Origin of the sequence: Lactobacillus intestinalis, assembly GCF_024397795.1 — a bacterium.
GTDB classification, from domain to species: domain Bacteria; phylum Bacillota; class Bacilli; order Lactobacillales; family Lactobacillaceae; genus Lactobacillus; species Lactobacillus intestinalis.
Genome location: NZ_CP072983.1, coordinates 1,485,664 through 1,507,469, shown reverse-complemented (window position 1 = coordinate 1,507,469; position 21,806 = coordinate 1,485,664). Strand labels below are relative to the sequence as shown.

General features: G+C 37.7%; 21 protein-coding genes and 1 pseudogene. 14 read left to right on the top strand and 8 right to left on the bottom strand.

Annotated elements, in window-relative coordinates:
• The first annotated feature begins 4 nt into the window (after positions 1 to 4).
• The 5 genes from KBW87_RS07175 to KBW87_RS07155 all read left to right on the top strand — a co-directional run bounded on the left by KBW87_RS07175 (position 5) and on the right by KBW87_RS07155 (position 4,553).
• Positions 5 to 1,225, top strand: a complete 1,221-nt coding sequence (locus KBW87_RS07175) for an NAD(P)/FAD-dependent oxidoreductase (protein WP_057808816.1) — start codon at positions 5 to 7, stop codon at positions 1,223 to 1,225.
• 116 nt (positions 1,226 to 1,341) lie between these two features.
• Positions 1,342 to 1,701 carry a hypothetical protein gene (locus tag KBW87_RS07170; RefSeq protein ID WP_004040385.1) on the top strand — a complete coding sequence of 120 codons (360 nt, stop codon included), beginning with the start codon at positions 1,342 to 1,344 and terminating at the stop codon, positions 1,699 to 1,701.
• 47 nt (positions 1,702 to 1,748) lie between these two features.
• Positions 1,749 to 3,290: an ABC-F family ATP-binding cassette domain-containing protein gene (locus KBW87_RS07165; protein WP_057808814.1), complete on the top strand. Its 1,542-nt coding sequence runs from the start codon at positions 1,749 to 1,751 to the stop codon at positions 3,288 to 3,290.
• Between the two features lie 16 nt (positions 3,291 to 3,306).
• Positions 3,307 to 4,080, top strand: a complete 774-nt coding sequence (locus KBW87_RS07160; RefSeq protein WP_057808812.1) for a threonine/serine exporter family protein — start codon at positions 3,307 to 3,309, stop codon at positions 4,078 to 4,080.
• Between the two features lie 2 nt (positions 4,081 to 4,082).
• Entirely contained in the window at positions 4,083 to 4,553 is a 471-nt protein-coding gene (locus tag KBW87_RS07155; RefSeq protein WP_057808810.1) for a threonine/serine exporter family protein, read from the top strand.
• A 193-nt stretch (positions 4,554 to 4,746) separates the two neighbouring features.
• Here KBW87_RS07155 and KBW87_RS07150 read toward each other — a convergent pair whose 3' ends face one another.
• A complete protein-coding gene (locus KBW87_RS07150) occupies positions 4,747 to 5,334 on the bottom strand; it encodes a C39 family peptidase (protein WP_420896548.1) in 588 nt (195 codons plus the stop codon).
• A 259-nt stretch (positions 5,335 to 5,593) separates the two neighbouring features.
• On the opposite strand from KBW87_RS07150, the gene KBW87_RS07145 reads away from it, so the two are divergent.
• Positions 5,594 to 6,103: a hypothetical protein gene (locus KBW87_RS07145; RefSeq protein WP_057808806.1), complete on the top strand. Its 510-nt coding sequence runs from the start codon at positions 5,594 to 5,596 to the stop codon at positions 6,101 to 6,103.
• 135 nt (positions 6,104 to 6,238) lie between these two features.
• Here the strand turns inward: KBW87_RS07145 and KBW87_RS07140 are convergent, their stop codons facing one another.
• Both KBW87_RS07140 and nrdI read right to left on the bottom strand, forming a co-directional pair.
• Positions 6,239 to 7,171, bottom strand: a complete 933-nt coding sequence (locus tag KBW87_RS07140; protein WP_057808804.1) for a ribonucleotide-diphosphate reductase subunit beta — start codon at positions 7,169 to 7,171, stop codon at positions 6,239 to 6,241.
• Between the two features lie 2 nt (positions 7,172 to 7,173).
• Positions 7,174 to 7,617 carry a class Ib ribonucleoside-diphosphate reductase assembly flavoprotein NrdI gene (gene nrdI, locus KBW87_RS07135; protein WP_004040410.1) on the bottom strand — a complete coding sequence of 148 codons (444 nt, stop codon included), beginning with the start codon at positions 7,615 to 7,617 and terminating at the stop codon, positions 7,174 to 7,176.
• Between the two features lie 116 nt (positions 7,618 to 7,733).
• Between nrdI and KBW87_RS07130 the strand changes: the two genes are divergently transcribed.
• Positions 7,734 to 8,360 carry an LVIS_2131 family protein gene (locus KBW87_RS07130; protein WP_057808802.1) on the top strand — a complete coding sequence of 209 codons (627 nt, stop codon included), beginning with the start codon at positions 7,734 to 7,736 and terminating at the stop codon, positions 8,358 to 8,360.
• 34 nt (positions 8,361 to 8,394) lie between these two features.
• On the opposite strand, the gene KBW87_RS07125 is transcribed toward KBW87_RS07130, so the two are convergent.
• Both KBW87_RS07125 and KBW87_RS07120 read right to left on the bottom strand, forming a co-directional pair.
• Positions 8,395 to 9,921 carry an O-antigen ligase family protein gene (locus KBW87_RS07125; RefSeq protein ID WP_057808800.1) on the bottom strand — a complete coding sequence of 509 codons (1,527 nt, stop codon included), beginning with the start codon at positions 9,919 to 9,921 and terminating at the stop codon, positions 8,395 to 8,397.
• Positions 9,922 to 10,019: 98 nt separating this feature from the next.
• On the bottom strand, positions 10,020 to 10,322 hold the full coding sequence (locus tag KBW87_RS07120; protein ID WP_057808798.1) for a DUF2187 domain-containing protein: 303 nt from the start codon (positions 10,320 to 10,322) through the stop codon (positions 10,020 to 10,022).
• A gap of 90 nt (positions 10,323 to 10,412) precedes the next feature.
• Here KBW87_RS07120 and KBW87_RS07115 point away from each other — a divergent pair, with 90 nt between their 5' ends.
• The 4 genes from KBW87_RS07115 to KBW87_RS07100 all read left to right on the top strand — a co-directional run bounded on the left by KBW87_RS07115 (position 10,413) and on the right by KBW87_RS07100 (position 14,040).
• Positions 10,413 to 10,964, top strand: a complete 552-nt coding sequence (locus KBW87_RS07115) for a guanylate kinase (protein WP_057808796.1) — start codon at positions 10,413 to 10,415, stop codon at positions 10,962 to 10,964.
• A gap of 204 nt (positions 10,965 to 11,168) precedes the next feature.
• A complete protein-coding gene (locus KBW87_RS07110) occupies positions 11,169 to 11,729 on the top strand; it encodes a C40 family peptidase (protein ID WP_004040420.1) in 561 nt (186 codons plus the stop codon).
• Between the two features lie 199 nt (positions 11,730 to 11,928).
• Positions 11,929 to 12,786 (top strand): C40 family peptidase, encoded by an 858-nt coding sequence (locus tag KBW87_RS07105; RefSeq protein ID WP_255807070.1) that lies wholly within the window; start codon positions 11,929 to 11,931, stop codon positions 12,784 to 12,786.
• Positions 12,787 to 13,035: 249 nt separating this feature from the next.
• Positions 13,036 to 14,040, top strand: coding sequence for a C40 family peptidase (locus tag KBW87_RS07100; protein WP_057810271.1), 1,005 nt, complete (start codon positions 13,036 to 13,038; stop codon positions 14,038 to 14,040).
• 52 nt (positions 14,041 to 14,092) lie between these two features.
• Here KBW87_RS07100 and KBW87_RS07095 read toward each other — a convergent pair.
• Both KBW87_RS07095 and KBW87_RS07090 read right to left on the bottom strand, forming a co-directional pair.
• A pseudogene (locus KBW87_RS07095) lies at positions 14,093 to 15,320 on the bottom strand (lactate oxidase).
• Between the two features lie 127 nt (positions 15,321 to 15,447).
• Positions 15,448 to 16,503 carry a CAP domain-containing protein gene (locus KBW87_RS07090; RefSeq protein WP_083478866.1) on the bottom strand — a complete coding sequence of 352 codons (1,056 nt, stop codon included), beginning with the start codon at positions 16,501 to 16,503 and terminating at the stop codon, positions 15,448 to 15,450.
• A gap of 305 nt (positions 16,504 to 16,808) precedes the next feature.
• Here KBW87_RS07090 and KBW87_RS07085 point away from each other — a divergent pair, with 305 nt between their 5' ends.
• Positions 16,809 to 18,050, top strand: coding sequence for an RNA-guided endonuclease TnpB family protein (locus KBW87_RS07085; RefSeq protein WP_255807069.1), 1,242 nt, complete (start codon positions 16,809 to 16,811; stop codon positions 18,048 to 18,050).
• Between the two features lie 330 nt (positions 18,051 to 18,380).
• On the opposite strand, the gene hflX is transcribed toward KBW87_RS07085, so the two are convergent.
• Complete coding sequence (gene hflX, locus KBW87_RS07080) at positions 18,381 to 19,658, bottom strand: GTPase HflX (RefSeq protein WP_057811555.1); 1,278 nt, start codon at positions 19,656 to 19,658, stop codon at positions 18,381 to 18,383.
• Positions 19,659 to 19,872: 214 nt separating this feature from the next.
• Here hflX and KBW87_RS07075 point away from each other — a divergent pair, with 214 nt between their 5' ends.
• Both KBW87_RS07075 and KBW87_RS07070 read left to right on the top strand, forming a co-directional pair.
• The gene (locus KBW87_RS07075; protein ID WP_004040434.1) at positions 19,873 to 20,922 is read left to right on the top strand and encodes an LCP family protein; all 1,050 of its coding nucleotides are present in this window, start codon (positions 19,873 to 19,875) and stop codon (positions 20,920 to 20,922) included.
• 11 nt (positions 20,923 to 20,933) lie between these two features.
• The gene (locus KBW87_RS07070; RefSeq protein WP_057811557.1) at positions 20,934 to 21,797 is read left to right on the top strand and encodes a YveK family protein; all 864 of its coding nucleotides are present in this window, start codon (positions 20,934 to 20,936) and stop codon (positions 21,795 to 21,797) included.
• Positions 21,798 to 21,806 lie beyond the last annotated feature (9 nt).

Sequence of the window (21,806 nt, the reverse complement as noted above, 5' to 3'; positions counted from 1 at the left end):
AAATATGAAGAAGATTGTAGTATTAGGTGGAGGTTTTGCGGGAATTAAGACAGTTGTTGAGTTACAAAAAAAGCTCAAAAGAGAAGTAGAGATTGTTCTTGTCGATCGCAATCCTTATCACTGTGAAACCAATCGCTTACCAGAAGTTGCATCAGGTAACCATCCTTACACTCGTATTTCTTATAATTTTACGGATGTTTTAGATGATAAAATGAGTAAATTAATTGTTGATGACGTCACTACTGTAGATTATAAAAATAAGACGGTTCATTTGAAGAATCACGCAGATCTGAAATATGATTACTTGGTTTTAGGTTTAGGCTTTGTTTTGGGTACTTTTGGGATTAGCGGAGTAAAAGAAAATACTTTGCCAATGTACAATACGGAAACAGCTCAAGCAATTCGTGATCATATTTATGCAAAAATGGAAGACTATCAGAAGACCAAAGATCCGAAAGATTTACGGATTGTATTTTGTGGTGCAGGCTTCCAAGCCATTGAACTTGCTGGGGCAATTGCTAGTTCAAGAGATAAATATGCCAAGATGGCTGGCGTTGATCCTGAGAAAATTGAAGTTAGAATGATTGATGGCTCTCCTAGATTATTGCCAATGTTTGATGATAAGCAAATGAAATATGCTTTAAGTTTGGTGGATGAAGTAGGAATTAAAATTATTAAACCTGCTCGAATTGAAAAGGTTGAGGCAGATGCAGTTTACTACAAGATGACTTCTGAAAAAGACGAAGAAGATCTACATAAAATTGAAGCTAATACTACAATTTGGATGATGGGCTTTAGTGGTAATCCTGTAATTGCGGCTTCAGGCTTTAAACAAAATCGTGGTAGAATCACAGTTACTGAACATTTAACTGTGCCTGAAGACGAAGCAATTTATGCTTTAGGGGATGTGTCAGCTGTTATGGTTCCAGGTAAAAAGTGGCCATGGCCAAATACCGCTCAATTAGCCCTTTCAATGGCTGGTTATGCAGCAAAAGACATCTCTGCACGTGTTTTAGGTCATAGTCGTCCAAATCCATACCGTTATCATGATTTAGGTGTAGACGTTGCAATTGGCGATACCAAGGCTGCTGCTAAGGCTCTTGGCCACAATTACCGTGGCTATTTGGCTTCAGCTTTAAAAAAGATCATTGATGATAAGTCTTTAATGGAAACTGGTGGAATTAAAGAAACATTAGCTGTAGGTAGATTTGATTTGTATCATTAAATCTAATCTACATGAAATAATAAAGATGGATTTCTTTTGAAGAAATTCATCTTTTTTCTTCTTTTCTTTGCTTATAGAATGTAAGATTAGATTAATGATTTTTGAAAGGAAATACTATGAATAAAAATCAAATCTTTCCCGTAGTATACGGGATTATTTCTGCTATCATTTCTTTTATTGCTGTCTTCTTCATTTGTATGCGTAGTTTTCATCTTAATTTGCAGCTTGCGATTTTATTAAGTGGAATCTTTGCTGTTTTCTTTTTTGTCTTGTCCTGGTTTCGCGGACATGCTAGTGTTGAAATTAAACGAATCGTTTATAAATATCATTTAACAGATCAAGATTTGGCTGAAATTACCGGACTTAAGGCAAGTGATTTTCCAATTTATCATGATCAATTGCAGTTGATTTTGCCTAAGCGATATTGGCCACGAATTTTGAATGCTTTACAAGTATATGAAAAAGAACATAGCTAAAAACGTGTTATAATGTTTGAATTTGATTTTTAAGGGATGTGAAAAAGTTGAGTTTATTAACTGTAAAAGACTTAAGTCAAAGTTTCATTGATAAAACTTTATATGAAGATGCAAACTTTGTATTGAATAAAGAAGATCATATGGGAGTTACTGGGCAAAATGGAGTAGGTAAGTCTACGTTGATTAAGATTTTGACTGGCGATATTATTCCAGATGAAGGCCAAGTGAAATGGCAAAATAAAGTAAGTGTTGGATACCTAGATCAGTATGCCAAACTTGCGCCCGGAGTTACTATTCGTGGCTTTTTGAGAACGGCTTTTGATGAGTTATACACAAAAGAAAAAGAACTTAACGATCTTTATACTAAATATGCAGAAAATAGTGATGATGCACTTTTAGAAAAGGCAGGCAAAGTTCAAACTTATCTAGAAGAAAATAATTTCTATGATTTAGATACCGAAATTGAACGTGTGGCTTCAGGATTAGGGTTAGCAGATTTAGGTTTTGACCATGATGTATCTAAATTATCGGGAGGTCAACGTTCTAAGATTATTTTGGCAAAATTACTTCTTCAAAATCCAGATGTCTTGGTTTTAGACGAACCTACTAACTACCTTGATGTTTCCCATATTGATTGGTTAGTGGACTATTTAAACAATTTTGAAGGTGCCTTTATCGTTGTGAGTCACGATTACGACTTTTTAGGCAGAATTACTAATTGTATTATCGATATCGATTTTGGAACAATTACTCGTTATACGGGAACTTTGAAGCAAGCTCTGCGCCAAAAAGCTGCTAACCGTGAAACTTACTTGAAGGCGTATTCGAACCAGCAACGCAAGATTGCAAAGACTGAGGCTTATATTCGGAAAAATAAGGCCGGTACTCGTGCAAAAAGTGCTAAGTCGCGTGAAAAGCAATTGGCTAGAATGGAAGTTTTAACTCCACCAAAGAATAATCGCCGGGCTAAGTTTGATTTTCCTTATGTTGCGACTGCATCTAATTTGCTTTTGCAAACACAAGATTTAGTTATCGGTTATGATGAAGCCTTGGTAAAAACTGCCTTTAACTTTTCGGTGGGTGGAAGTGAAAAAGTTGCCATTACAGGTTTTAACGGAATTGGGAAGACTACTCTGCTTAAAACTTTATTGGGGCAACTTAAGCCGATTTATGGCAATTATGAATTATCAGTAACAGCTAAATTGGCTTATTTTAAGCAAGATTTGACTTGGCCTAACAATAATATGACGCCGCTTCAATATCTACAAGAAGAGTTTGAACGTAAGAAGCCTAAGGAATTACGTCAAGCCTTAGCAAAAATGGGCCTAACTGCACAACAAGCCATGAGCCCACTTAAAGAGCTTTCTGGTGGAGAACAAGAAAAAGTTAAACTAGCCAAGATGCAATTTGAACCAGCAAATTTGCTCTTCTTGGATGAGCCAACTAATCACCTTGATAATGATACCAAGGACGCTTTAAGAAAGGCGATTGTAAATTTCCCAGGAGGTGTCATTATCGTTAGTCACGAGCGCGATTTCTTCCGCGGAGATTGGGTAGACAAGACCATTGATTTAGAAAAATTGAATTAATTTTGTAGGTAAAATTATGGCTAACAAACATGATGCGAAGTTTTATCAAGAGATACTAGATATCTGTTTACTAGCTGGGCGTTTAATGATCGAAGGCGGTAGCGAAATGTACCGTGTGGAAGATACGATGCTTAGAATTGCAAAAAATGCCGGTGTAGATGATCCTCGAGTTTTTGCCACACCAACTTGTGTATTTATGAGTTTAGATGGGGGAAACTTGTCCCAGATGAAGCAAATTCGTGATCGAAACATTAATTTGGAATTGGTGGATCGAGTAAATGAATTGTCGCGTGAATTTGCTAATAAAAAAATAGATTTGATCCAACTGCATAATAAAATAGCAAACGTGGAAACTAAGACGCCTACTTTTCCTTTATGGATGCAGGTAATAGGAGCTGCAGTGTTAAGTTCAACCTTAATGGTACTTTTTATGGATGATTATGATTGGATTGACTTTCCGGCAGCTGCTCTAGTTGGTGCATTAGGATACTTAGCCTATGTTTACTTCAAACGTTTTACTAAAGTACGCTTTTTATCTGAATTGATTGCAGCCATAGTGATGAGTATTATTGCGATTATTATCAAAGCATTATTCCCGCAAACCATTGTAGATAATATTTTAATTGGGGCGTTGATGACCTTAGTTCCGGGTCTGGCTTTTACTAATGCTTTGCGAGATTTGTTTATGGGAGACTTGTTATCAGGAATCGTGAGACTATTTGAAGCCACTTTAACGGCAATTGCCTTAGGTGGGGGCGTAGCGATTGTGATTAAGTTTATGGGAGCGTAAAGATGCCAATATACATGCAGATTATTATCAATATTGTCTTTTCCTATATTGCTTCAGTGGGATTTGCGCTGACGATCAATGTGCCACACCGTGCCTTGAATCTTGCGGGAGTTAGTGGAACGGTGGGCTGGATGGTGTGCTGGTTTATTACTAAAGCTCAAATGGGAAGAATGCTGTCTAACTTAATGGGCGCATTTGTGATTGGAATCTTGGGTTTATTTTTTGCCCGAATTAAAAAATGTCCAGTGACTGTTTTTAATATTCCCGCTCTCGTTCCGCTTGTACCCGGAGTGCCAGCTTATCAAGCGGTGCGAGCTCTCGTAAATGGCAATGTATTTGACGCAGAAGCTTCGTTTTTACGGGTTGGAATTGTAACGTGTTCGATTGCTTTAGGAATTTTACTTGCCACCATGTTTACTGAAATGTTCTACCGAGTTAAAAAGTTTTACAAGAAGCGCAAAATTAAGCTATAATACTAATGACGAGTCGAGAAAAACAACGCGAGATGCGGATATTTTTGAGATAGAGGACATCTACTTTAAATAGCAGGCACGGGAAGTGCTGATGTTGGACAACCCTGATGTGAACAGGAAGTGTCCACATATTTTCTTTTGAAAATGTGCCTTGAGTTAAAAGACCAGGAACTTTATGGTTCTTGGTCTTTTTTTAGTTGATGTACAAGGCTTGACGTCCTTGCTGGTTATAACTGGCTTCGATATTATTCCATGAGACAGCTTTATTTTTAACCCCATACGGGTCATTTACGTAAACTAGGCGCTTCTTTTTATCGTAACCTGTAATTACACATGCATGCGAAGAGGGCGTTACATGGACATTTCCTTGCTTCGTTTTCCAAGTTTGCATGTCATTGACCTTATTAAAATGTAAGGTAGTAATAATCATCACGGGATGTCCGCTTGAAACAAGGCTGAGAAGATGGGTAAAACTGGAGCCGGTTGCGTTTTGGATGCGGTCAGTGTATTTACGCGCAACATTATAGAGCGGTTCGTTATAAACGCACCAGCCGGCATTTGCGATGCTCATATAGCCAACGAAGCCTTCATGAGGATTACCCCGATACTGTCCATCATCTGTGAAGGATGAAACATGCTTGATATTTTGCGCAAGTTTATCCTTTGAAACGTTGATGTGATAATAGTTTAAAAGCATTGAGAGGGATGTCACTTCACACCCATTAGGTAAGTCAGGAAGTTGTTTTTCCAAGGGGACATTCAATTCTTGCCTTGGCTTCATCGTGAGCCAGTCCCAATTTTTCTTGATTTTGTTAAAATTGAGAAAAACACCTAGTAATCCGATTGCCAGAATGATACAGAGAATATTAACCCAATTTTTATTGTGTGATTTTCTCATTTGAGATCTTGTTTTTGTTTCCATGGCTAGTATTTAAGCACATTTTATGTATTTTTGAAACGACTTATAGTTGTATTTAGTTTAAAAGTTGAGTAAGGTAATACTTAGAAAAACTCAAATTTAGATCAAAGGACAATACGTTTTGGAAATTAATTTAAAAGACTTAATTGATAAGATTGAAAATCAAGAATACATTCAAGATCTTGAAACTATAAAATATGCAGATGTAAGCAAGTCAAAGAAGAAGCTGAAGGTTTATACTGACAAGATGGTTAAAGAGGTAGTGGCTGCCTTTAAGCATGATTCCTTAGTTCAAACTCAGCTTGCTTTAACTGGGCGAAGACCGGTGACTTTTGCCCTGGAAACGAATATCATCAACTTGCCTTATAGTAACTATAAAAAGATCTCCAACTTTTTTGACGAAGGTGTGGATTATGCCTTGAATGTTTATTTTGAAACTCGTTCAGAATATATAAATGTTTCTCATTTTCGAATTGATCAAATTGCGACTGAAAAGCAAATTGAAGCTGATCCAGAAGCGATCAGTAATATGATGGTTGATGCAATTATGGATAAGTTGCAAGTGATTCGTGAATATAAGAAACCTGAAAAAACAACAGCCAAAAAAACAACAACTAAGAAAAGTGAATAAAGTAAAAAGCAATTCTAAGAATTGCTTTTTTCTATATAATATTTTTTGTATTTAGATTAATCACTATACTTTTGCCAAAAATATCTAAAATTTGACCTTAACTCTAAACAAAAAAGAAGCCCATCGGGCTTCTTTCTAGTGTTCTTCATGAAACTCAGTAAGACGATTGCTGTTTTGATAATAGAAGAAATCTTCAAAATCAGCACTCTTAATTACTCCTTGTTGAATGGTAGGGTTGATGGTATTGGCATCATCAGGGTAAGGAGTAGGAAATCCTAAGTTCATGTAATTTTTGTTAATGGTATAGCGGAAATAATGCTTTACCTCATTATTCCATCCGCAATTCGTGTAGAGCTCGTCGATGTGCTTTTCGACTAAGCCAGCTAAATTAGCTATAAAAGTATCAATCCAAACCTTCAAATCATCTTGCTTTTCTTTAGATAAATTATCAAATGAAGCTCTAAATTTAACGCCAGGGTACATTGCATTAAAGGAAGTACTCCGAATAGCTAATTTGATAATTTCGGCCGAGCGTACTAATTTACCTTCTCCAAAAATGTAAAGAGGGGTGTAATAATCTGCATGATAGACTGCCATTTCTACGAATGATAAGGCAATCTTCTTTTGCAAAACACTCCCCTTTAAATAGACATCCCCAATTAAAGTGGCAATATCCTGCAAAATGTCAGAATTTTCAGCCCACTCAATCATGCTGTCAATTTGTGTTGGATCTGCTAAAGTTTGGATTACATAGTTATAGCCTCGATTAGCAATTGACTCCAAGTAAGCCAAAGCATTAAAAACAGAGTATTCAAGTTGAGTTGCGGAATCTTTTTTGACAATATCGTCTCCAATTTTAACTTGTAAACTGGAGAGGAATGCCAAAGAGCTAAAAGATTTCAAGAAGGTATCTTGAATAACGGGCTCTAAATTATTAAATTCATCTTTATCTTTATGGACTGGAACTCGAGCTGGCTCCCAAATAAAATCATTTAAACGAGACCAAGCTGAGAAATCTACTCGATTTTCAATTTTATTCCAATTGATTGTTCTATATTTCTTAGTCATTATTACCTGTAGTCACTTAAAAAGCTAATATTTCCACGCATTTCTTTGGGCTTTTGTACCTCTTTCGTACTTTGACCCTTTGCAAGTCCTCTAACAATTTTGCGAACATTTTTAACGTCCTTATCTGTCCCACTAAATTCCATTAAATAAAGTATTGGAACTTTAAGAGTAACCGATAGTTTTTTGGCGGTTTGCGCAAATAAATCGTTAAAGTTTCGGTTGCCACAACCAATAATTCCAACTAGGTGTTTTTTATTATCTTTATAATTTAAAAAATCAACAAGCGAATCCATCATAAAATCCTGATAGGAAGGTGTAATAAGAATGTAGTCTTCTCCCATATCATATTGTGGCCACGCATCGTCGATTTCATGGGCCTCTAAGCCTGTCTTGACAACAAATTTCTTAGTTTGCCCAGTAATTGAATAAAATGCTATTGCTACCATAATTTTTCCTAAATATAAACTATCACAAGTTCATTCTCCCACTTCATTGGTCATGTTTCAATTGTTTAGTTAGGAAAAAAACCATATAATTAAAACCATAGAAAGGGGCAGTCAATATGATTAGTTGGAACTTGCTCGGGATTTTATTATGGGTCATTGTTATCCTTTATTTAGTGTTTATCATTCAAAATATTCGCCGTAGACGAATCGAAATGATTATTAAGAAACACCAACGCTTTAATTGGCCGAACTTTATTTTAGACGTGGTTGAAATTGTAATTTTTATTGTGGCTGCCCTATGGCTGTTTAATCAGACAGCGCTGGATAACCCTAACCTCGATGATACAAGCCGCATTACTTCCAGTGTGAAATATGAACCTTTGATTATGAACACTGGCTCAGGGAATTCAAGTTATGTGACCATCAATTCTTCTAAGAAAAAGAACGGTTCTCAAACTTATACTTATTACCGCGCTGGTAGTAAAATTACTGTCTCCAGCGATTATGCGACCGTATCTTATGGCAATAATCCGATGAGCGTTAATGCAGAAAAGATTCCATACGAATTGAAGAAATTGAAACAAATGGATGAAAAGTATCAAAGAGCATATGTGGCAATCTACACAGCACGCTACGAGAAGAACTGGCAAAATGGAATTGGAATGCATGCAGGAAGAATTGCGACGCAGTATTACTTGATTCGAATTCCTGATTCAACTTTTGTTAAACAAAAACGTAGTTAAAAATATAAAAAAGACGATCTTCGGATCGTCTTTTTTATTTGAATAATCTTTGTGTTCTTGACTCACCAGCAAATTCTTTCAACAAAAATCCACTAACAAATGCCAAGATGAAACTTGCCGTTAAAAAGTCCATTACGTTTCCTGAAGAAAAAGCAGCTGCTAACATGAAAACCATCGCAGTTAAGATAGATGTAATTAGATAAGTGCGTTTGTTTTTGTTTAAGATCCACTTCAAGATTCCATAGGCCAAGATAGCAACATAAGGGCCAATAAACAAAATCATGCCAAACCATCCTAAGGAATAAATTTGTGAAGTGAAATCACGCTCTAAATTGAAGATATTAGTTTCACGCGTGTAAGAAATACCCATGAACTTATCAAGCTTATTGTTGTTAGTAGCGACCACTTTATCGAGCATAGCGCGTTCAAGATAGCGATTCTGCATTCGCGTTTCACCGGGTTGTTTCATAATAGATAGCCAGAATTCGGGATCATATTGATATGAATAACTCTTCGTAACGAATTTTTCGTTTAGTGCGTATGAATGGTAATTTTCTTTAATAAATGTCCGTAAGAATTCCTGACGCTTTTTACCTTGAGGATACTTCTTTAGACCAGTTTCAAGTTCTTTAGTTTCATCTTTTAATTCATGGTCAGATTGATGAGCTAAGTAAATTTCATAGTTGTAACGCTGAATTGCAGGGCTGAAAGGAAGAATTGCCAGGGATGCAATTTCAATGATTAAAGCTGCCAGAACAGCCTGTGTATTTTTATGTACATTTTTTATCAAAAAGCGATGAATAAAGTAAATCAAAAGGGTGATGATGATTCCCGCGATTAAACCAATCGCCGCCACTTTAGTCCCAATTTCTAGCATGGCTAAGGCTTGAACTGCGTTTAAAGTAACGATTTTCCAGTTGAATTCCTTAAACATAAAGTAAAGCATTAGCGGAAGCAACATAAACAAAATCGCGCTAACCATATTGGCAAAATTGAAAAATCCTTTAGAAGCAATATGAGAATAGCCAATATTTTGATTAAAAAACCACTCAAAAACATTTGCTGAAATAAAACCGTCGCCATAAGATCTTAGCGAAATTAAAAATAAATTACTGATGACGATTGTAAAGGAAAATAATCCCGACAATCCCATAATCACTTTTTTAAAATCTTCTTGAGTAAATTCCAACTCACGGGTAAAGTAAATTACGCTGAGTGGAAGAAACATTCTAATTAAATAAAAAATTTCACTGATGGTGGAATAGTTGTAATCATTCGGATTGACGCTATTAAAGTGGCGCACATGTAATAAGTGAAAGATTGAATACACAACTAGCAAAATTAGATAGGCAATCAACCATTTCTGCTTATTAAGCTTTTGCCAGGAGTCTTTTTTACTGAAAAACATCCCGATTAAGATTCCCACTGCTAAAATTCTAATGATTGTCGGTAGTGTGAATGGCAAAATCGTGGCTAGCTTACCATTATAGAGCCAATAAAGGTCTAAAAATGGCTGAATAAGTATGAACCAAAATAAGGCAGTTCTTGTTTTTTCTTTCATTGTTAAAGTTATCCTCTTTCAAAACTACTCGCCTTATTTTAGGAAAAAAAAGACGAAAAAAAAAGACTAAGATATAAATTCTTAGTCTAATTCGAAAATTACTTTTCTTTCTTATCGTCGTCTTTTTTAGCAACTTTCTTCATCTTTTCGATCTTAACTTCGTTAGTTGCGGCAGTCTTAGAGTTCTTCAAGCTGCGAGCACTCTTTAAGTTTTTGAAGTTAACAACAATCTTATTATTTAAGTCGCTGATGGCAGTTTCGTCAACTGGGTCATATGAAGTAATAGCTAAAAGAGCGGAATTTTCGTAGATTTTTTCTACTTTACCTAAAAATGGCTTCTTAAGTTCTTCTTCTGACTTGCCGCCAACAATTGCGCCAACTTTTACATCTGCTTTTTTCATAGTGAAATTTTTCTCCTTCCACTTTTCTTTTATACAATAGTAGAATGTTATTACATTAATTATAAGTTTTCAAGGGAAGTATACTCAAAAATGAAGAAAATTATTTTGATCGCCGGACCAAGTGGGGCAGGAAAGACAACGATTTCAAATTATTTAGAGCGTGAATATGGCATCCCTCGGGTGATTACTCATACTACGCGTCCTAAACGAGAGGGTGAAGTCGACAAAGAAAGCTACTTTTTTGAAACAAATGAAAGCTTCAATAAGTTGCACTTCTTTGAACATATAAAATATGGCAACTACCAATATGGCTCAAGTAAAGAGGCCTTGGAAGCCATGTGGAAAAAGCATGACATCGTTTCTTTAATAGTTGATATTCAAGGAGTGAAGTCATATTTGTCCAAACTTGATCCTGAGCAAGTTTATTTTCTTTATGTGACAACTTCCACCATGGATGAGTTGCGTGAGCGTTTAATTAACCGTGGGGATAGTAAGGAAATGGTCAAAAAACGTCTGTCTGGGAGTGAATTAAATCGATTGCCAGAAGATTTGAAGCAAACAGCGCACATTTTGTTAAATGATAAATGGAATGAAACTGAAAGCGATTTAAACACGATAGTAACAAAGCTTAAGCAAAATTAATGATTCCTTTTTTTACAGATTTAGTTCTTCCTTTACATGTTTCTTAACGGGATGGTAGTTTTTTTGAAACATTCATGTAACATTAGCTAGGTATGATATAAACCGTCAGCTGATTTAAGAAATTACTAAAAAATCGGCGATCCTTTAAAAAAAGTAAATTAAATTTTAAAAAAATTAGTAAATGTTATAGGGAGAGAATTAATTTTGAATTTTAAGTCAAGTTTAGTTAAGTTTACAGCAGTTTTATCAGTGTTCTTTACTGGAATTTCAGTAGTTAATGTTCCAGTTCAAACAGCACAAGCTGACACTGTTGACTCAAGTCAAGTTGACAAGAATACTACTAACGCAGTTACACCTGAAATTGCTGCACCAGTTAAGAAAGCTAAGACTACTTCAGCAAAGACTAAGAAGTTAAACGCAATTGTTAAGCTTGCTAAAAAGCAAGTTGGTAAGAGCTACGTCTATGGTGCTACTGGTCCTTACGCATTTGACTGCTCAGGTTTAGTACAATACGTTTACAGAAATGCTGGTAAGAAGACTTTGCCAAGAACTACTTACTCACAAGTAAATGTTGGTAAACGTGTTTCATTGAGTCACTTGAAGAAGGGTGACTTGTTATTCTGGGGTTCTGCAAGTGCTCCATACCACGTAGGTATTTACGTAGGTAACGGTCAATATGTTCACGCTGCAACTCCTTCACAAGGTGTTCGTAAGCAAGCTTTATCAGGCTACTTCTACCCATCAGCAGCTAAGAGAGTTTTATAATTAAAGTTCTAATTCTCTTTCAATAATAAATTAAACGCTCAAGTTTGATCTTGAGTGTTTTTTTGTGTGCTCGTATTATTTCTGTAACGATTTTGTAATATAGTGCGTGTATCATATAGTCGTTAAGAGGATTAGGTATAGATTATGCTTAAAGAACATTTTCTTATTAATTAAGCAATATTACAGAGGAAACTGAATTTTGAAAATTAAGACTAACTTAGTGAAGATTACAGCAGCTGCTGCATTGACTGCTGTGGGAGTTACTGGAATTAATGCAGTTAAGACAAGTTCTGTTCAACATGTACAGGCTGCTGTTTGGCGCATCAAGGTTAACTATATTCCAGGTTATGGCGTGAATATTTGGTCAAGTTATAAGAATGGCCATTTTACTGGTAAACGCGCTATGCATGGTGAAACCTACGAAGTGCTTGAAACTAAGAAAGATCAAGATGGTAATACTTGGTATAAACTAGATGATCATCAATGGATCGAAGGTCGCTACGCTATCAATGCTAAATCTGCTAAGGCTAAGAAAGTAAGTGCTAATCAAGCAGTAAAAGCCACTGGTACTATTTCTAAACCTAAGAAGAAAAAAGCTACTAAGAAAACTAATTTAACTATCACAACTCAAAATCAAAATAGCGAAGCAACTTCTAAAACTTCACAAGTTAAAAAGACATCAAAGCAAGCTTCAAGTAGTGCATCCGCAATTGTAGCTCTTGCTAAAGCTCAAGTAGGCAAGAATTACGTTTGGGGCGGTACTACTCCTGCTGGTTTCGACTGTTCAGGTCTTACCCAATATATTTATAATAATGCAGCTGGAATTGATATTTCACGCACTACTTATACTCAAGTAAATCAAGGTAAGGCTGTTTCCTTAAACAATTTACAACCAGGTGACTTGTTATTCTGGGGTTCTGCAAGTGCTCCATACCACGTAGGTATTTACGTAGGTAATGGTCAATATGTTCACGCCGCAACCCCAAGCGAAGGGGTAAAGATGCAAGCTCTTAGTGGCTACTTCTACCCATCTACTGCACGTAGAATTTTGAAATAATAAAATCAACAGAAATTTTAAAAATTAGTAGTTAGAGAGTATTCTCTAGCTGCTTTTTTAGTGCGCAAATTTAAGCTTCTCTGTAAAAGGCTGCTAATTCTTAATATAAAGCCAAAAATTTACAGAATTTCTTTACCCTTGTAATGGATTTGTAATTGCTAAGTCTTTAAAATAGGAAGTGTAAGATTTTTAAGTGAGAGATATAGATGGTTCTTTGTGACCATTTTTCGCTACCAAAGGGGATTATATATGTCACATAATTTTTTTAAAATTGGAGCTGCAGCTGCTTTAACAGTTACGGGTCTTTCTGCGGCAACGTCTGTGAAGACGGTTTCGGCCTCAAGCTTTAAGACGGCAATTAAGAGGGTAAGAATTAAATATTTGCCTGGTCAGGGTGTTAGAATTTGGACTAATTATAATAATGGACAATTTATGGGCTTTCGTGCTAAGGATGGTACTGAATGGAATATTGCTCAAACTGCAATCGATAAATCAGGAAATCTTTGGTATAAGGTCGGGACGCGGGAATGGATTGAAGCTCGGTATACTGAAGATATTGAAAATCCGAAACCAGCAAAAACTAAGAAGCCTAAGAAAACTAAAAATCCGGTAGTTCAAATTTTAGATAAAACTGCAAAAAATGTAGCTGTTAAAAAGAAAAAGACTGCAGAAAAAAAGGCTGATGATCAAGCACAAGCTCAAAAGCCTGAAGTTAAAAAGAATGATAAAGTAGCCGCACCAACTAAGCCTACAGCTTTAAAAAACACGGTTAAAAAAACTAATAAAATTAAAAAGGCTAAAAGTATTGTTACTAATACTCTCAATAAGCTTAATAAGGCATCTACACCAGCTCAAAAACCTGCTTCACAACAAGCACCTTCGGTCTCAACAGCAACTAAGTTGAATGCCATTGTGAGTTTAGCTAAACAACAAGTTGGCAAACCATATATTTGGGGTGGTGTAGGACCGGATAACTATGATTGTTCAGGCTTAGTTCAATATGTCTATGGTCATGCAGCTGGCGTGAACATGCCGCGAGTTACGGCCGATCAAGTAAGAGTAGGTCAAACTGTCCCAATGGATCAATTAAAACCTGGCGATTTGATTTATTGGGGATCAATTACCTCGCCATATCACGTGGCAATTTATGTGGGCAATGATCAATATGTCAGTGCCGCAACGCCAGACCAAGGTGTTGCTTTGCAAAAACTTACAACATATTACTATCCAACCATTGCTAAAAGAGTTTTGTGAAACAAAAAAGACATCTGGGTTTTCAGATGCCTTTTTGTATGAGTGAAAATTTTTAGTGGTGGGATGCGCCAGAGGTTGCGTCTAAATCTTCTTGTGGTTGATTTTCGCTAGTTACGGGATAAGGTTTCATTCGAGAAGGATCAGTATTAGAAGGTAAATTATCTGCGGTGTAGTTAATGTGCATAATCTTTGCCTTTTTGACATCATCAATGGTCTTGCAGCCAGTTAATTGCATGTCGATTTTAAGTTCTTTATTGTATTGTTCGATCACAGATTCAACGCCTTTTGCCCCACCTAAAGCTAATCCATAAAGGTAGGGACGACCGATTGCGACTAAGTCTGCACCCAGGGCTAAAGCTTTAAAGACATGAGAACCACGACGAATGCCAGAATCGAAAATAATTGGGACGCGGTGGTTAACTGCTTTAGCGATGTCAGGTAAAACGTCAATTGTCGCAGGTGAACCGTCAATTTCCCGCCCACCGTGATTGGTTACATAAATTCCATCGGCCCCAGCTCCCAGAGCTTTATAAGCATCTTCCACACAAGTGATTCCTTTAATAAAGATAGGAAGGCCGGCTTTCTTCTTTAATGCGAGCTACATCCTTGGGGCCAATCTTTTGGGCAGAAGCCGCGTACATTTGGGCTACACTTTGTCCTTCACCTTTAGCGCCCAAATAACGATTAAAGAAGTCAAGAGGGACGGGGTAGGTGAATTGTGTCCGCAAGTTGGCTTCACGATAGCCGGATACCAATGCATCGACAGTCAACATGATAGCCTTATAGCCAGCTTTTTTGACTGCATCAAAAACCATCTTGTTGAAATTCCAATCTTTACTTAAATAAAGCTGGAAAAATCTTGGTGCGTCAGGTGCGGCTGCCGCAATATCTTCTACGCTCTTGTTAGCATAAGTACTTGAAGAAAATAGAGCACCAGCTGCCGCGGCACCTTTTTGCGTGGCGACTTCTGCGTCTTTATGGGCGATTCCATGACAAGCAATTGGAGCAATCATTACAGGAGTCTTTAACTTTATTCCCATGAATTCGGTGTCAAGTTGGGGATCTTCCATATCAGTTAAAGCCCGGGGCACAATTTGATAATGATTGAAGGCAGCGGTGTTGTTGCGCCAGGTCCACTCGTTTTCTGCTCCTGAAGCGATATAATAGTATGCTCCTTCAGGGATAACTCTTTTAGCGTCTTCTTCAAGTTGATCAACATTGATTAAGTTTAGCTTTTCATCATGTTCACTTTGTGGAAAACCATTGTAATAATAAGTCATTCGCAAAAATCCTCCTAATTTGATTAAGTTACTGTTATAGTCTCACTATAAATGAAAACGCATACAAAAGCTAGTGAATTTTGAAGATTATTTGTGTACAAAAATAAGGAATCGTTGAAGCGATTCCTTATTTACTATGTTGAGTGGTTTTGTGAACAACTTTTTTAGGACTTTTTAAAGTATCCTTTTGCCTAAATAAGCGAAATGAATATGATGTTACACCGCGGATTTCTACCTTATATTTATGGGTATTGATCAGAGAAATATTAGGATCAAAGCTGATCGCACTTGTGTAGCCGTCGCCAAAGTAGTCGGTGCCATAGTTGCGCACGTGAATGGCGCGCTTTTTCTTATTAGTGGTGAGATCAGTCACGTAGATTTTAGGCTGGCGCGTTAAATGTCGCTTGGCAAAGTAAATCGACCAAGGAGTGTCGCTGTCTAATAGTTCATAGGGAAAAACGTCACTGCTTGGGAAAGCAACCACATCTTTAACAGCTGGACGCAAGATATCATCTGCAAAAACCCCATTTTGAACTGAATAAAACTTCTTATTGGAACTACCGTAAGCTGCGCCAATTCCCATGCGAGTTGCGCGCGCAGATAAAATTAGGGCCCGATGACCAGTATTACCACTGCCATCGAGGTTGTTATCGTCTTTGATTAAATCAGTCACGATTTCTCCAGCGCTGGCACCGGTGTCACTTTCAAGAAAGTTGATATTGCCTAAAGTTGCGTCTTCAGCAGTATTCCATTCGTCCTCGCTGATGTAATAAGGGCGTGTGTAGCCAAGAAGACCGTGGGCAGTGAGGGATGTCTTAGCATTGATGGCGGCTAAGGCACTCGCCCCGATTTGAGCATCGCGATTCACTTTATCATTATTGCTTTCGCTGGGAAGGCCACAGAGCTTGCGATAGTAATTAACATAGTCCATCGATGTCGTAATGTAAGCAGCCTTTAACTGGCCTGGATTGAATGGCTCGGCAAAATTAGGTTCAACTGTGTATAAATTATTTTCATCATAGACCTTTTTGCTGAGCTTTTTGTAACGGTTCTGAAAATACCGTACCTGCTTGGCTTCGCTTTTGCTGTAATTAGCGGCATTGACTTGTGTGGGTGCCAGGAAGAATGTACAAGAAACTAGAGCCACCAACATTGTGATTTTTAAATGTTTAATTTCCATCATCTATATCTTTCTAAAATCTAGTTAAGTTAATTGTAGTCCAACTTTTATTTTAGAAAAACAAAAATACACCTACCAGCTTAAAAAGCTATTCAGGTGCATTTTCGTTTGTTATACTTTTTGATAGTGCAGGTCAGAAATTTCACCCACCTAATTCATTGATTTCTCCTTCTAGGCTGATTAAGCAAGGATACCCCGGATTTTAATCCGGGGAGGAATTGCACTTTCAGCCTTTTTATATTTTGTCTTTTTCTCCTCTAATTTCTATGATATAATCATTTTCAAACGCTTGTTTGGAGGTGAATAATTTGGATCAGGCAGTAACGATTAAAGCCAAGCTCCTTAATATTGATGATGAGACTGAACACGCTTTTATAAAGACCATGACTGCATACAGAGATGCCTGCAATTTCGTCTCGCAGTATGTTTTTGACCATGATTTTGAGTTTCGGTTTTCTCGGTTAAATCATGTCCTTTATCATGATTTGAGAGACCTGTTTGGACTTAAAAGTCAAATGGCTCAATCGGTTATCAGAAATGTTGTTGCTCGCTATAGAACCATCAAAACCCAATTAAAGCAAACACCGTTTCGCTATAATACTGGCGAAAAAGATGCGCAGGGCCATGCTATCTGGTCGCAGATTCCGCGTGATCTCACTTGGCTTTGGCGTCCAGTTAAGTTTAAGCGTCTTCAGCTTGATCTTCAGCGCAATCGCGACTGGTCTTATTTAAATACAAGCACCCAGCTTTCTTTGAATACCTTAATGGGGAGAAAGAAAGTTGATTTTGTCTGCAAAAATTTCGACCAGTATCTTGATTCTAGCCACTGGAAGTTTGGCTCAATTAAGCTGCTTCAGTTCAAAAATAATTGGTATATCCACCTTAGTGCGACCACGTCCTTTTCTGAATATGAATTAAAGCAGACGCAGCACATCGTTGGGATTGATCGCGGTCTGCGCTTTTTGGCTGCCTGCTATGACGAACAGGGCCAGACTCTGCTTTGCAGCGGACAAAAAGTATTGCGCACCAGGCGCAAATATAAGAAACTCCGTGCTCAGCTTCAAGCCAAAGGCACTAAGTCTGCCAAGCGAAGACTTAAAAAGATCGGTCAGCGAGAGAACCGTTTTATAAGCGATGTTAATCATCGCCTTACCAAGACACTCGTTGATCATTACGGTCCCAATACTATCTTTGCTTTAGAAGACTTAACCAATGTCCGCTTTGCGACTGAGAAAGCTGCCAAAAAGCGTCGCTATGAAATGGTTTCTTGGACTTTTTACCAGTTTGAGCAGTTTTTAGCTTACAAGGCTAATTTGAATTCTTCAACTGTAGTCAAAGTTTCTCCAAGATTTACCAGCCAGCGCTGTCCTAAGTGCGGAAGAATCCGCAAGGAGAACCGCAACCATGAGTTGCACCTCTACATTTGTGATAAGTGTGGCTACAAATCCAATGACGATCGCCTAGCGGCCATGAATATCCAGTTTTTAGGAGACCAGTACCACAAAGGTGTTAAAATACCTAAATTTACTAAATTAAGATCTGCCGAGTAAACTTGGCAGGTAAACGGGTATTGTCAACTGCCCGACGATGCAGCCTCGGAGGCGGAAGTCGCAAGACGCTATAACCGCTATCTAGTAAAAATAGATGAGAGCTGCAAACCCTAGAATTTATTCTAGGGTAGTTGATAACGAGAAGGTGTTCCCATACGGAAACTTTTTGTTTGAGTGCTGATCGGCAGCGCACTGGACCTGCGCTGGGATAGTAGCACTAAGCTAATTTACCGACTTGACTATCGAAGTAATTAACTTCTATAGCACAGGAGTAATTATAGCCTGAATTAGCTATCTAAGAAAGGCACGGAACTTATCCTTGCCTTTTTCTTATGCATTTTCTGCAATCATGAATTTCTTAAATCTTGCCTGATCGCTTGGTGCAATATTGGCGCTCACATGGACGCCGTCGTCCTTGAATTCTTCCTTATTAACTTGAGCATGTTCGTGTAAAAAGGCCAATTCTTTTCCATCGGATAATGGCAAAAGCAATTCAAATTCGCCATACCCAGCAAAAATGCGCTTAGTAATCAAATCTGCCAACATCCGAATCGACTTCTCGTCGGTGGCAGAATAAAGGATGTCATCGCCTTCGATTTGTGGATAATTACGGCCGGTACGATCTGCCTTGTTGTAAGCTGTGATCATTGGGATGTTGCCAGCGCTGATTTCATTCAAAACTTTTTGGGTGGTGCGCACCATCTGAATCATATTTGGATCAGATGAATCAACGACGTTCACCAGTAAATCGGCATCGCGTGCTTCTTGCAAAGTCGCCTTAAAGGATTCAACCAAGTTGTGAGGCAATTTAGAAATGAATCCAACAGTATCGGATAAGATAAAGCCTTTGTTGTTGTCGATGTCGATTTTACGTACACTAGTATCCAGCGTAGCAAAGAGCATATTTTTTACAAAAACTTGCTTGTCGCTACCTTCATGGTCGAAGGCTTTGAGTAAACCGTTCATTGTCGTGGATTTACCCGCGTTCGTGTAGCCGACAAGAGCGACTTTAGGGATGCGGCTTTGATTGCGGCGACTAGCTTTAATCTCTTCTTGGCTCGCAACGGCTTTGAGTTCTTTCTTAATTGCAGAAATTTGCTTACCAATTGTTCTTCGATTTAATTCTAACTTAGTTTCACCGGCACCACGGTTGCTCATTCCGCCCCCGCGCTGCTGGTCCAAGTTATTCTCTGACGGGTGCAAACGTGGCAACTCATATTGTAAGCGAGCTAATGCCACTTGAAGCTTGGCCTGCTTGGTGCGGGCACGACTAGCAAAAATTTCCAAAATTAATTCGGTTCGATCAATGACGCGTAACTTGGTCATTTTTTCCAAATTGCGGATTTGAACTGGACTCAATTCATCATTTAAAACTAACACCTTAGCCTTGAGTCCTTGAGCCATCGACTTAATTTGGTTAATTTTACCAACACCAAAATAAGTTCCAGCGACAATATTCTCGGCTTTTTGTTCAGCGCGGCCAACAACTTCCATATTATTTGCTTCAGTTAAATCAGCAAGCTCAGTCATATAATAGTCAAAGTTAGGGTCATTTAAGTTAACGCCTGCGATGAAGGCTTTTGTCTTTTTTGGTCGATTATCGATCATTTTTTCGCCTGCTTTCTATGTGAATTTGTAACTTAATTGTATTACAGTCGATAACAATAAGGAAGAAATTGTAAAAAATGTGTTTATTTTCCTTGTTTTAATTGAAAATTGACACTTTATTCTGTATGTAAAGGGTTAACGGGGTGGTCAAACGACCAAGAACGATATATAATTATAGAGATTCTGAAAAACTATTGAACTAAGGGGATAGAGTATGGCAGAAGATAATAAACAAAATCAAACCCAGCAACATCACCATCGTCATCATCACCGAAGACGTCGTCGCAAATTTTGGCGAATCTTCTGGATTGTGATCGGTATAGTCGTTGTTGCTGGTATTTTTGTTGCCGGAATGATGTACAAGAATTTACGTGATACCACCAACAATATGTACACACCGGTTGCTAAAAAGACTAAGAGCAATAAGGGACGAGATTTAGATACTTTATTACAAGAAAAGAAACCAATCAATATCTTGCTATTGGGTATTGATACTGGTGCAATGGGTCGTCACTGGAAGGGTAGAACTGACACCATGATGATGATGTCAATCAACCCTAAAAAGAACACTACCGACATCATGTCGATTCCGCGTGACTCCGCTGCAATCTTCCCTGACTTTAAACAATATGGCGTAACTAAGATCAACTCAGCTTATACTTTGGGTGGAGTAAGCCAAACAATGAAGACACTTGATAAGTATTACAGTGTTCCAATTGATGGTTATATCTTAATCAACATGGGTGGTCTTAAGAAAGCTATCGATCAAGTAGGTGGAATTGATGTAACTTCTCCACTTACCTTTGACAACATGGGTTACCACTTTGAAAAGGGTAAGACTTACCACATGAATGGTAAAAAAGCCCTTGCCTTCTCACAATTGAGACACGGCGACCCACGTCAAGACTATGGTAGACAAGATCGTGACAGAAGAGTAGTTATGGCACTTCTTAAGAAATCTGTTTCACCAACAACTCTTCTTAATACTAAGTTCTTGAATTCAATTGCTGACGAAATGCAAACTGACTTAACAATGAACCAAATGTACAAGATCGGAATGGACTACAGAAAAGCAACTGATCATGTGGTTCCAGATCACGCACAAGGTGTAAGTAAGTCAACTGACAACCCTAAGTTTGGCAATATGGAAATCGAAGTAATTAGTCGTAAGGAACGCCAACGCGTATCTGACCGATTAAGAGAAAATCTTGAACTTCAAAAAGTAACAGTAGCCAAGGATGATACAGGCTACAATATGAATTAAGGATAGGTTTGATGGAACAACAAAACAATAATACAAATACAATTGATTTAACGCAATTAATTCGCATTTGCCGTAAGCATATTTGGGCATTGATCCTTTGGAGCGTAGGCTTAGCACTTGTCGGCTGGGGAGTTGCCAGCTTTATCATTTCTCCAAAGTATACCTCTTCAGCACAAGTCTTAGTTAACCAAAGAAATGCACATAATGATCCTAATGCGGCATTAGCTACCCAACAAGCTAATATGCAATTAGTTACTACCTATAAAGATATCGTAACTAGTCACGTAATCTTGCAAGAAGCTTCTGACCGTTTAGCAAATCCAACTCGAGTAGTTAAAAAAGCTCAACCAGCAAAATATAGAACTGAAGCTGACGGTACGCGTCGCTTAATTAAAAAAGCTCAACCAGCTGTAATCGATCGTTCAGGTAAGGCTTACAGTGTTAGCGCAAAGCAACTTGCTAAAAGTATTTCAGTAACTACTCAACAACAATCACAAGTCTTTACTATTAATGCCAAAGCTGATACTCCAGACAAGTCAAAAGCTGAAGCTAACGCTGTTGCCGAAGTATTCAAAGACCGTATTAAATCAATTATGAACGTTAACAACGTTACAATTGTAGCTCCAGCTACAACTGGTGTTCAATCTTCACCAAATGTAAGATTGTTCACTTTGGCTGGATTTGTAATTGGACTTGTACTTTCATTTGCAGTAATTATGATTCGTGAATTATCAGATACTGCTGTTCGTGATGATAGTTACTTAACTGATACTTTGGGCTTAACTAACTTGGGTCAAATTGCTCACTTTAACGTTTCATCATCATTCCAATTGAACCAAAACGCTAATAAGAAGAATAAGAGACGTCGGGTATAGGAGGAAGAA